Genomic DNA, 12,088 nt, shown 5'->3' on the forward strand with positions numbered 1-12,088 from the left:
GACGCGTGTGCGCCGATCGATGGAGGGTCCATGAGAGCTGACGTGTTCGACCTCGACGAGGGCGTCACGACCCGCAGCCAGCGGGCACCACGATGTGCCCGCTACGAGCTGGATGTCCTTGGCACCGATGTCGCCGACGTGGTGGCAGGCGCAGGCGGCTGGCTCTTCGACCGGGTGATGGCGGGCTGGGAGGTCACCGTCGCGGTGCCCGACGGCGTCGACGCGGGCCCACTGCGGATTCTGGGCGTGCACACCGCGGCAGCGCACTCCCTCTACGACGGCAGGCCGGCAGGCCGCGCTCTCGCAGTGTCCGGGCCGCTATGCAATGCCGACGACAGCGTCCGCGACGCGGTGGGTGCGGCGCTACGGTCATCGCGCACCGAGGTCACCCTCTGGGGTGCGCCCTGGGTTCCTGCTCTGGGCAGCCGCGGTGCCGAGGTGCGCCATGAATTGAGTTCGGCGGCAAGAATGTTCAAGGCGCAGGCATTGGCGGCAGCCGGAGCCGGCGCCACGGTGGTGACATCGTTCGAGACGTTCTTCAGCCACGGCCGGCCGGTGCGCACCGACTACCCCGACCTACTGCCGGTCAGCTGACGTCACGCCAGCAGCGAGGCGAGCTCCTCGCGCGGCACCACGACCTGCAGTGGACCCTCGTTCTGGCCGAGTAGCTGATCCTGGTCGAAGTAGAAGACGACGGCTTGGTCGGTGATCGCGAAGTTCTGGTACGTCGCCGGGTCGAGGCCATCGCGCAGCGGCGCCAGAGTCTCTGCACCCCAGGCCTTCTGGAGCTCCCGGCGGACCGCGGGATAGATGACGTCCAACGGTGCCGACCCCGGCCGGAACAGGGTGTCGAACGTGACGGGACGCCGGGTGCCCAGGTCGAAGGTGAAGGTCCTCACCGACGTCACCGGGTGTACCCCGACGTCCTGGCCAACCCACAACACCACGCTGTCAGTGCCCGTCTCGGTTGGCCCGGATCGGTAGACCTTGCTGCTGACGGACAGTTCGTACGGCGCCGCCCGGTCCGGCGCAGCGACGCTCTGGACATAGTCGAGGAACTGGTCGCGCTGGGCGGCCAGGTAGCCGAACAGCGGCTGCGGATCGGGATAGTCGGCCGGGAAACGCATGTCGACCGTGTAGCCGGCTGCAGCGGTGTGCAGGTGGCACGTCTGCCCGGTGTCGAGTGTGGCGCCGAACCCACCACACTGCGGGGCGGCCAGCGCCACAGGGCAGCCGACTACCGCGGCCACCACCGTCGCGCAGACGAGCACAGCCCGCCGCATGCTCAGGAGTCCGCGCTCGGGTAGAGCATCGACTGGCTCACCGATCCGCCGTTGACCGGTGGGCCGAGCAGGACGGTCGCCGTGTTCCTCGCCGGGTCGAAGCTCACCAGCGAGGTGGTTCCGCGGCAGTTCTTCTGATCGCGCAGAACCAGGTGGCCGTTGGCCGCGCCGGTCACGGCGGCGCCGGCGGCCACGTCGGGAACCTTCACGCGGGTGGCATGTCCGTCGGAGGCGAGCCGGGACAGGAATTGGTCGCAGCCCGCGCCCAGCGACTGCAGGAAGACGCCGCTGGGCAGCTTCCAGGCGTCCACGTCCCCGAGATCACCGCCGAAGGCGGGGTCGTCTCCCCGCGCGGAGTTGACCGCGGTGAGCGCGGTGGGTGCGCCGCCGTCCAGCGGCACCTCCCACAACTGGTTGGCCGAGCCTTTCTCGGCGACGCACTGGGCCAGAAGAGTCTGCGGCGTCCACCATTTGACCGGCGCGCACATGGCTTCGGGCATCGGCGCCGCCAGCCGCCGGATCACCGTGCCGTCGTTGCCCAGCACAACCAGGCTGTTGTCGGTCCTCGGTACGAGCTCGTTGCCGAGGTTGGCCGTGCCCAGTACGAGTTGCGTGCCGTCGGGCGACGCCGCGTATTCGCCGCTGAACTGGCCTGCTCCGCCCAGATCCTCGGTCGGGTAGGTGAGCTGCGGATTGCCCTGCAGGTCAACCCTTTTCAGGGTACCCGGCTTCGAGCCGTTGAAGTGCGTCGAGACCAGCAGCGCCAGTCCGTCGGGTCGGGTGTAGCGCGGGAAACCGGACAGCGCGACAGTGCTCTGCGCACCGGTGTGCAGGTCGACCGAGATCGCCGAGGACGGCGTGACCGCCGCCGCGGCGAACAGTGCGTGGCTGCCGTCGCCGGACCAGTCGACGAGTTCGACGTTGGCGCCCGGTTCAAAGGTGGTGATCGCGTAGCGGTGCGCCGCCGGATCCACCAAATACAGTGTCGCACCGGCGTCCTGCGACGCACTCCACTGCGCCAGCACCCAGCCCGGCCCGACCTGCGGCCACGGCACGTCCGTGACCCCACCCTCGGCTGCGGAGCCGGCAGCCGACGTGGCGGTCGTGGCAGTGGTGGCGGCGACCGTCGACGGCGTGCTCGATGCGGTCTCAGCGGTGGGACGGCCACCCGACGGCGAGCACCCGGCCAGCCCGGCCGCTGCGAGCACAGCGACACCGACTCGCAGGTAGGGAAAGCGGTTCATGGCGGCACTCATTTCGATCCTCGGGCAGGCACCCTTGCGATCAGCAGTCAAGGCAGTCCTCGGCACTACCGATCCCACAATGCTGGCGTCAGGCTAACGGCCCGCGAGCACCCGAAAACGCGAAATTGACAGACCCGTCAGTCGCGCAGGGAATGGCGCCCGTGCGTCTCGGTATCGCCGGAATCCTCCCGGTAATGCCGGGCGCGGGGCGGTTCACCGACGTCACTGAGGCGATGGCGCGACAGCGAGTCCGATTCCGGGGTCGCGGCGGTCTCCGGCACCGTCCACAGCCGCGCGTCCTCGGCGATCGTCGCCGGCTCGTCGTCGTCGGCGAACACCTCGGCGAACGTGGAGCGTACGCCGTCCAGCGGTGCGAAGTGATCCTCGTCGACATGAAAGCCGTTGTGGGCGAAGCCGATCGGCTCAACAACGGGCACATGCGGCGGCTCGACCGGGCGTTGCCACACGATCTGCTCGGTTTCGTCGTCGACCACCTCGGGCACCTGGGTGAACACCGGTTCCCGGTCGACCTCGTACTCGAGGTAGTCGTCATCGTCGTAGTAGGCCGGGATCCGGTCGGTCACCTCGTCGGCACCGGAGTGGCTGGGGCCGGCGATGCGCCGCGGGGCGCCACCGAGCATGAACAGGGCCGCGATGATCCCGAACAGCGCCACGAACGCCGGCAACAGCGTCGACTGCGACAGCGCCGCGGCGAACGGCTCGTGCAGGAACGACGGCAGCTTGAGGACCGCCAGCTCACCCGGCGGGGCACCGGCGGGAGCGGCAGGCAACTCGTCGTTGATCCGGGCCGCCATCAGTGCCGCCATGCCTGCGCTGCCCAGTACCGAGCCGACCTGCCGCGTCGCGTTGTACACCCCGGAGCCGGCCCCGGCCAGCCGCGGCGGCAAGTTGCGGGTCGCGGTGGTGGCCAGCGGCGCCCAGATGAACGCCATCCCCACGCCCATCGCCGTCAACGGCAGCACCAGCCGCCAGATCGGGGTCGACGGCGTCATCTCGATCGACAGCCAGGTCAATGCGATCGCCACCACGGAGAACCCGAAACCGATGATCGAACGCGGATGGGTGTTGTCCACGATGCGGCCGACGAACGGCGCCAGCACACCGCTGGTCACCGCCATCGGCGCGACCAGAAGCGCCGAACGGGTGGGCGTCAGCCCGCACACCACCTGGGCGTAGAACATCACCGGCAGCACCATCGCGGTGACCACGAAACCGATGACGGCGACGCCGAGGTTGGACAGGCTGAAGTCGCGGTCGGCGAAGATCTCCAGCGGAATCAGCGGATCGTTGCGGTTGACCGACTGCCAGTAGACGAACGCGACGAAGAACCCGATTCCTGCCACGATGACAGCCCAGATCCAGGCCGCCCAGTGGTGGCTCTGGCCTTCCTGGAGCCCGAACACCACCAGGAACATGCCGATCCCGGACAGCGCGACACCGAGCAGATCGAAGCGCTGCTTGTTGGTCGGCAACGCGGGCACCAGCCACACCGCCAGCGCCAGGCCGATGAGGCCGACCGGCACGTTGACGAAGAAGATCCACTCCCAGCCGAGGTGGTCGACGATCACGCCACCGGCCAGCGGGCCGACCAGGGTCGCCACCCCGGCGGTGGCGCCCCACACGCTCATCGCGACGCCGCGGCGCTGCGCCGGGAAAATCCGGGTGATGGTCGACAACGTCTGCGGCGTCAGCAACGCCGCGCCCAGACCCTGGACGGCGCGCGCGGTGATCAGCGCGTCGATGGACCCGGACAGGCCGCACCACAGCGACGACACCGTGAACAGGGCCAGCCCGACCAGATAGAGGTTCTTCGGTCCGTAGCGGTCACCGAGGCGGCCGGCCAGTAGCAGGGGCACCGCGTAGGCCAGCAGGTAGGAGCTGGTCACCCAGATGACGGTGTCGTAGTCGGTGATCTCCAGCGCGTCCATGATGCTGGGGTTGGCGACCGCCACGATCGTCGAGTCGACCAGGATCATGAAGAAGCCGACCATCATGGCCCACAGCGCGTTCCACGGATTGATCGGCGCCCCGGGCGGCTCGGCCAAGTCCACGTCCGGCTGCTCGCCGGCCATGCTCCTGGTCATCTCCACACACCTCGTTCCGGCTCCGCGCGACGGGGATCGGGCCCCTGGCTGACGTCGTCGTCGTCACAGGGTCTCTTCGCTACCAACCAACTGCGATGCCCGAACGAGACTATCGACCGCCGCTGTGACCACGCCACGGCGGTGGCCCGGCGTAGGTTGGGAATGGACAGCTGTCGGGGGATCTGGTCCCCGTGGAGAACCGACACCGGACCGACAACACAGCTGAGGAGAAGCAATGCTTTCGGAACGTTTTCGCTCGTTGGTGGACGCGAAAGGCCCTTTCGTGTCGCTTTATTTCGACGACTCACACGACACCCAGGACGCCGCCGCCCAACTCGACGCCCGGCTGCGCGATGTGCGTAAGCACCTCGAGGAGCAGTCCGTCGACACCCCGGTGATCGAGGCCATCGACGCCGCAGTGCGCAGTGCACACCCGCCGGTCGGGCGTAGCGGCCGCGCGGTGATCGCCGCGGGCGACGCGATCGTCACCGACGAGCATCTGATCCGGCCACCGACCACCACGATCCTGCGGGTGTCGGAGTTGCCCTATCTGATCCCGATCGTCGAGCACGGTCTGCTGCACACGAACTATCTGGTGGTCTCCGTCGACCACACCGGTGCCGACATCACCGTGCACAGCGCCGGCCGGGTGAGCGACGAGAGCGTCGACGGCGAGGGCCGGCCGGTGCACAAGGCCAAATCGGCCGAGCACCACGAATACGGCACCGCGCAGGGCCGGGTCGAGGAAGCCGTCCGCAAGAACATTCGCGCGGTCGCCGACCGCGTCACCCACCTGGTCGACGACGCCGGCGCCGAGCTGGTGTTCATCGAGGGTGAGGCGGGCGCACGCGCCGAGCTGGCCTCGGCGCTGCCCGAGCGGGCCGCCGACAAGGTGGTCCAACTGCAGGGCGGCGGCCGCGCCGCGGGGACCGACCAGGCCGAGGTGCACCACGAGATCGGTCAGGAATTCCTCAAGCGCCGTTTGGCCACCATCGACGACGCCGCCGCACGCTTCGCGGCCGGCCAAGGTACCGGGCTGGCCGTCGAAGGCCTGGCCGACGTGACGGCCGCACTACGCGACGGCGCGGTAGACACCCTGATCATCGGCGAGATCGGCGACGCGACCGTGGTCGCCGACACCGATCTGGCGATGGTGGCGCCGGACGCCGACACGCTCTCGGGCCTGGGCGGCGCACCCGAGCGGACGCTGCGCGCCGACGAGGCACTGCCGCTGCTGGCGGTGGCGACGGGCGCCGCGCTGGTGCGCACCGACGAGCGACTGAACCCGGCCGACGGGGTGGCGGCGGTGCTGCGCTACGCCGAGAACAGCTCGGCGGGCTAAGCGCCGTCCTCGGCGGAACCGGTGCCGGCGAGGAGTAGCGCCGCCAGGGCGATCGACACACCGGCGGTCATCACCACCGCCAGCGCGATCTCGTCGTTGCCCAGCAGACCGACCACCGGCGCGATGACCGCTCCCACGCCGAACTGCGCCGCGCCCAGCAGCGCGGCGGCGGTGCCCGCGGCGTCGGGGTGCCGTGACAGCGCTACGGCGGGCGCGTTGGGGATGACGAAGCCGAGCATCCCCAACACGGTCCACACCGGCACCACGAATCCGGCCACGCCGCCGGTGTGGGTGGCCGCCAGGGCGATGAACACCGCACCGCCCAGCGTCGCGGCCATCAGCGCGGCGACCATGATGCGCTGCGGGGTGAACCGGCGCAGCAGCACCACGTTGAACTGGGTCGCGCCGATGAGCGCGATCGCGCCCGCACCGAAGATCAGCGCGAAGCTCTGCTGGTCCAGGCCGTGCCGGCCCAGCAGCACGAAGGGCGCCGCCGAGATGTAGGCGAACAGACCCGACATGCCCAGCGCCCCGACCAGAACCAGGATCACGAACCGCAGATCACGGAACAGCTCGGCGTAGGTGGCCAGGATCGAGCGCAGCGCCAGGGGGCGGCGGTGCGACGGCGGCAGCGTCTCGGGCAACGCCAGCACCGCCATCACGAGAAGTCCCGCGGCCAACACGATCAGCGCCGCGAACACCCAATGCCAGCTGGCGTGCAGCAGCACCGCCGCGCCCAGCGACGGGGCCAGCACGGGGGCCACACCGAGCACCAGCATCAGCCGGGACATGACCGTGGCCGCCACCGAGTCGGTGAACAGATCGCCCACCACGGCGACCGCCACCACCATCGCCGCGGCCGCACCCATCCCCTGCAAGCCGCGGGCGATACCGAGCACCGCCATGTTGGGGGCCAGCAAGCACATCAGCGAGGCCACCATGTGCACCCCGATTCCGGCGATCAGCGGCCGGCGCCTGCCCAGCGAATCCGACAGCGGGCCGACGATGAGCTGCCCGAGCGCCAGGCCGGCCAGCGTGCCGGTCAGCGTCAACTGCGCCACCGACGAGGACACCCCGAGTTCCTGGGCGATCCGCGGCAACGCGGGCAGGTACATGTCGATGGTCAGCGGACCCAGCGCCACCAGCGCACCCAGGATCACGATCATCCGGAGCCGGCTGGGCACCGCCGGGGATGCGGCGGCAGGCGACTTGCGCGTGGTGGTCACTGTCCGGGATGTTGCCATGCTCATCGACAGCGCCGCCCTCCGAATATTTGTTCCTCCTGCGCCGATTGACCGCAGTGGTGACGGGGATCACCGCAGGGCACGTTTTCGGCGCGCTCGTTCGTTAGCCTGATGGTCACGCCACAGAGCCGCCCGGCCGGTGACATCAGGCCCCGACAGGAAGGCACCCGCATGAAACTGCGCCGACGGGGCACGTCACCGGAGAACCTGCCGGCCCAGATCGATGACGATCCGGCGATGTCGGCCCGGGTGCTCTCCCAGATCCTCGAACGCGGCACCCGAGCGCAGGCACCCGCGGTCAAGGCCTACGTCGCGCGGCTGCGCCGACTCAATCCCGCGGCCACGCCCGCCGAGATCGTCACCAAGCTCGAGAAGCGCTACCTGGCCGGGGTGATGGCCAGCGGCGCCGCGGTCGGCTCGGCTGCCGCCTTCCCGGGGATCGGAACACTGGCAGCTCTGTCGGCGGTGGCCGGCGAGACGCTGGTGTTCCTCGAGGCCACCGCGGTGTTCGTGCTGGCCGTGGCCGAGGTGCACGGCATCCCACTCGAGGAGCGCGAACGACGCCAGGCGCTGGTGCTGGCCGTCCTCGTCGGCGAGGACAGCAAGGGCGCGATCGCCGAGCTGGTGGGCCCGGGCCGCACCAACGGCGCGTGGCTGGCCGAGGGCGCCGAGATGCTGCCGCTGCCGCTGGTGTCGCAGCTCAACACGCGACTGATGCGCTATTTCGTCAAGCGTTTCACCATCAAGCGCAGCGCGATGGCGCTGGGCAAGATGCTCCCCGTCGGCATCGGTGCCGCGGTAGGTGGCGGCGGCAACCGCATGATGGGCAAGAAGATCGTCAACAACGCCCGCACCGCGTTCGGCCCCGCCCCCGCGCGCTGGCCGGTCACCCTGCATCTGCTGCCCGCGGTGGCTGACGAAAGGTAGCCGGGAGGTAACCGTTCACCGACGGACTGGTGCCGGTTGCCGCACCGCGTCCGGGCATGACCGTGACGTGCTCCGGGAACACCGAAGACGCGTTAGCCTTTTAGGCGACGTTCAGTCGGGCACAACAGTGGGGCGAACCGTCGGAGCGCGGCTGGCCCGGACGACAGGAATCGAGGCGAGTAACTGCCGTGAGCAGTACGAGTTCACCATTCGGCCAGAACGAGTGGCTGGTCGAGGAGATGTACCGCAAGTTCCGCGACGACCCGTCCTCGGTCGACCCGAGTTGGCACGAGTTCCTCGTCGACTACAGCCCGGAACCCACGACCGAGTCGGTGGGTAACGGCAAGGCCGCCCCGGCCGCACCCGCGGAACCCGCTCCGGCCCCACCCCCGGCGGCTGCGGCCCCCGCATCCGCCCCCGCGCCAGCGCCCACTCCCGCCCCTGCTGCGGCGCCCGCGCCGGCAGCCAAGGCACCGGAGAAGCCGGCCGCACCCAAGCCGGCCGGACCCGCCGTGGCCTCCGACGCCGAGACGCAGGTGCTGCGCGGCGCCGCCGCGGCCGTCGTCAAGAACATGAACACCTCGCTGGAGATCCCGACCGCGACCAGCGTGCGGGCCATCCCGGCCAAGTTGATGATCGATAACCGCATCGTCGTCAACAACCACCTCAAGCGCACCCGCGGCGGCAAGGTCTCGTTCACCCACCTGCTGGGCTACGCCATCGTGCAGGCGGTCAAGAAGTTCCCCAACCTCAACCGGCACTACGCCGAGATCGACGGCAAGCCCAACGCCATCACCCCGGCGCATACCAATCTGGGCCTGGCCATCGACCTGCAGACGAAGAACGGCCGGCAGCTGGTCGTGGCGGCCATCAAGAACTGCGAGACCATGCGGTTCGGTCAGTTCATCGCCGCCTACGAGGACATCGTGCGCCGCGCCCGCGACGGCAAGCTCACCGCCGAGGACTTCGCCGGTGTGACGATCTCGCTGACCAACCCCGGCACCATCGGGACCGTGCACTCGGTGCCGCGGTTGATGTCCGGCCAGGGCGCGATCATCGGCGCCGGCGCGATGGAGTACCCGGCGGAATTCCAGGGCGCCAGCGAGGAGCGCATCGCCGAAATCGGAATCGGCAAGCTGATCACGCTGACATCGACCTACGACCACCGCATCATCCAGGGCGCGGAATCCGGCGACTTCCTGCGGACCATCCACGAGCTACTGCTGTCTGATGACTTCTACGACGAGATCTTCTTCGAACTCGGCATCCCGTATGAGCCGGTGCGCTGGCACACCGACAATCCCGACCCGATCGTCGACAAGAACGCCCGGGTGCTGGAGCTGATCGCCGCCTACCGCAACCGTGGCCACCTGATGGCCGACATCGACCCGCTGCGGCTGGACAAGACCCGGTTCCGCAGCCACCCCGACCTCGACGTCAACACCCATGGGCTGACGCTGTGGGACCTCGACCGGGTGTTCAAGGTCGAAGGCTTCGCCGGCAAGGAAACCAAGAAGCTGCGCGACGTGCTCGGCCTGCTGCGCGACGCATACTGCCGGCACATCGGGGTGGAGTACACCCACATCCTCGAGCCCGAGCAGCAGAAGTGGCTGCAGGAGCGCATCGAGGTCAAACACGACAAGCCGACCGTCGCCCAGCAGAAGTACATCCTGAGCAAGCTCAACGCCGCCGAGGCGTTCGAGACGTTCCTTCAGACGAAATATGTTGGGCAGAAACGCTTCTCGCTGGAAGGTGCGGAGACCGTCATCCCGATGATGGACGCGGTGATCGACCAGGCGGCCGAGCACGCGCTCGACGAGGTCGTCATCGGCATGCCGCACCGCGGTCGGCTCAACGTGCTGGCCAACATCGTCGGCAAGCCCTACTCGCAGATCTTCAGCGAGTTCGAGGGCAACCTCAACCCGTCGCAGGCGCACGGCTCCGGTGACGTCAAGTACCACCTCGGGGCCACCGGCAACTACATCCAGATGTTCGGCGAGAACGACATTCAGGTGTCGCTGACGGCCAACCCGTCGCACCTCGAGGCCGTCGACCCGGTGCTCGAGGGTCTGGTGCGCGCCAAGCAGGACCTGCTCGAAGAGCAGTCTGCCGGCGACGCCGAGAACTCCAAGGCATTCACGGTGATGCCGCTGATGCTGCACGGCGACGCCGCGTTCGCCGGGCAGGGTGTGGTGGCCGAGACGCTGAACCTGGCGCTGCTGCGGGGTTACCGCACGGGCGGCACGATCCACATCGTCGTCAACAACCAGATCGGATTCACGACCTCGCCGCACGACTCGCGCTCCAGCGAGTACTGCACCGACGTCGCGAAAATGATTGGCGCACCGATCTTCCACGTCAACGGCGACGACCCCGAGGCCTGTGTGTGGGTGTCGCGGCTGGCGGTCGACTTCCGGCAGAAGTTCAAGAAGGACGTCATCATCGACATGCTGTGCTACCGCCGCCGCGGGCACAACGAGGGTGACGACCCGTCGATGACGCAGCCCTACATGTACGACGTCATCGACACCAAGCGCGGTGTCCGCAAGACCTACACCGAGGCCCTGATCGGCCGCGGTGACATCTCGATGAAAGAGGCCGAGGACGCGCTGCGCGACTACCAGGGCCAGCTCGAGCGCGTCTTCAACGAGGTCCGCGAGCTGGAGAAGGTCGACATCGAGCCCAGCGAGTCGGTGGAAGCCGACCAGATGATCCCGCGCGGGATGACCACCGCGGTGGACAAGTCGCTGCTGGCCCGCATCGGCGATGCGCATCTGGCCTTCCCCGAAGGCTTTTCGGTGCATCCCCGGGTCAAGCCGGTGCTGGAGAAGCGCCGCGAGATGGCCTACGAGGGCAAGGTGGACTGGGCGTTCGGCGAGCTGCTGGCCTTGGGCACCTTCCTGGCCGAGGGCAAGCTGATCCGGTTCACCGGTCAAGACACCCGGCGTGGCACCTTCACCCAGCGCCACGCGGTGGTGATCGACCGCAAGTCCGGCGAGGAGTTCACCCCGCTGGACCTGCTGACCATCAACCAGGACGGCACGCCGACCGGCGGCCGGTTGCTGATCTATGACTCGGCGCTCTCGGAGTATGCGGCCGTGGGCTTCGAATACGGCTATTCCGTCGGCAACCCGGACGCATTGGTGTTGTGGGAGGCGCAGTTCGGCGACTTCGTCAACGGCGCGCAGTCGATCATCGACGAATTCATCAGCTCCGGTGAGGCCAAGTGGGGTCAGTTGTCCGACGTGGTGCTGCTGCTGCCGCACGGCCACGAGGGTCAGGGACCTGATCACACCTCGGGCCGGATCGAGCGGTTCTTGCAACTGTGGGCCGAAGGCTCGATGACGATCGCCATGCCGTCAACCCCGGCGAACTACTTCCATCTGCTGCGCAGGCACGGCCTCGACGGAGTGCACCGGCCGCTGATCGTGTTCACGCCGAAGTCGATGCTGCGCAACAAGGCCGCGGTCAGCGATATCCGCGACTTCACCGAGCAGAAGTTCCGGTCGATCATGGAGGAGCCGACCTACACCGACGGCGAGGGCGACCGCAGCAAGGTCACCCGAATCCTGTTGACCAGCGGCAAGATCTACTACGAGCTGGCTGCCCGCAAGGACAAGGACAAGCGCGAGGACGTCGCGATCGTGCGCGTCGAGCAGCTGGCGCCGCTGCCCAAGCGGCGGCTGTCCAACACCTTGGACAGCTATCCCAACGCCCAGCAGTTCTTCTGGGTACAGGAGGAGCCGGCCAACCAGGGTGCCTGGCCGACATTCGGCCTCACGCTGCCGGAGTTGTTGCCGGAGAAGTTGACCGGGATCAAGCGGATCTCACGACGAGCCATGTCGGCGCCATCGTCCGGGTCGTCGAAGGTGCACGCCGTCGAGCAGCAGGAGATCATCGACGAGGCGTTCGCGTGAGGCGCGCCCGCGTGAGCGCGGACCTC

At 68.6% G+C, this 12,088-nt stretch carries 8 protein-coding genes; 4 read left to right on the forward strand and 4 right to left on the reverse strand.

The window, feature by feature from the left end; translation table 11 throughout:
- Positions 1-30 precede the first annotated feature (30 nt).
- Complete coding sequence (locus OG976_RS06620; RefSeq protein WP_328359542.1) at positions 31-594, forward strand: hypothetical protein; 564 nt, start codon at positions 31-33, stop codon at positions 592-594.
- 2 nt (positions 595-596) lie between these two features.
- Here OG976_RS06620 and OG976_RS06625 read toward each other — a convergent pair whose 3' ends face one another.
- The 3 genes from OG976_RS06625 to OG976_RS06635 form a co-directional block, all read right to left on the reverse strand.
- Complete coding sequence (locus tag OG976_RS06625) at positions 597-1,283, reverse strand: esterase (RefSeq protein ID WP_328359546.1); 687 nt, start codon at positions 1,281-1,283, stop codon at positions 597-599.
- Positions 1,284-1,285: 2 nt separating this feature from the next.
- Entirely contained in the window at positions 1,286-2,539 is a 1,254-nt protein-coding gene (locus tag OG976_RS06630; RefSeq protein WP_328359549.1) for a hypothetical protein, read from the reverse strand.
- A 125-nt stretch (positions 2,540-2,664) separates the two neighbouring features.
- Positions 2,665-4,620, reverse strand: coding sequence for a DHA2 family efflux MFS transporter permease subunit (locus OG976_RS06635; RefSeq protein ID WP_328363240.1), 1,956 nt, complete (start codon positions 4,618-4,620; stop codon positions 2,665-2,667).
- A 247-nt stretch (positions 4,621-4,867) separates the two neighbouring features.
- On the opposite strand from OG976_RS06635, the gene OG976_RS06640 reads away from it, so the two are divergent.
- Positions 4,868-5,974: an Rv2629 family ribosome hibernation factor gene (locus OG976_RS06640; protein WP_328359551.1), complete on the forward strand. Its 1,107-nt coding sequence runs from the start codon at positions 4,868-4,870 to the stop codon at positions 5,972-5,974.
- Here the strand turns inward: OG976_RS06640 and OG976_RS06645 are convergent.
- Positions 5,971-7,218 (reverse strand): multidrug effflux MFS transporter, encoded by a 1,248-nt coding sequence (locus OG976_RS06645; RefSeq protein WP_328363242.1) that lies wholly within the window; start codon positions 7,216-7,218, stop codon positions 5,971-5,973. The genes OG976_RS06640 and OG976_RS06645 overlap by 4 nt on opposite strands.
- Before the next feature lie 171 nt (positions 7,219-7,389).
- On the opposite strand from OG976_RS06645, the gene OG976_RS06650 reads away from it, so the two are divergent.
- Positions 7,390-8,145 (forward strand): hypothetical protein, encoded by a 756-nt coding sequence (locus OG976_RS06650; RefSeq protein ID WP_328359554.1) that lies wholly within the window; start codon positions 7,390-7,392, stop codon positions 8,143-8,145.
- A 188-nt stretch (positions 8,146-8,333) separates the two neighbouring features.
- The gene (locus OG976_RS06655) at positions 8,334-12,062 is read left to right on the forward strand and encodes a multifunctional oxoglutarate decarboxylase/oxoglutarate dehydrogenase thiamine pyrophosphate-binding subunit/dihydrolipoyllysine-residue succinyltransferase subunit (RefSeq protein ID WP_328359556.1); all 3,729 of its coding nucleotides are present in this window, start codon (positions 8,334-8,336) and stop codon (positions 12,060-12,062) included.
- The last annotated feature ends 26 nt before the right edge of the window (positions 12,063-12,088 follow it).

Origin of the sequence: Mycobacterium sp. NBC_00419, assembly GCF_036023875.1 — a bacterium.
In the GTDB taxonomy this organism is placed as follows: domain Bacteria; phylum Actinomycetota; class Actinomycetes; order Mycobacteriales; family Mycobacteriaceae; genus Mycobacterium.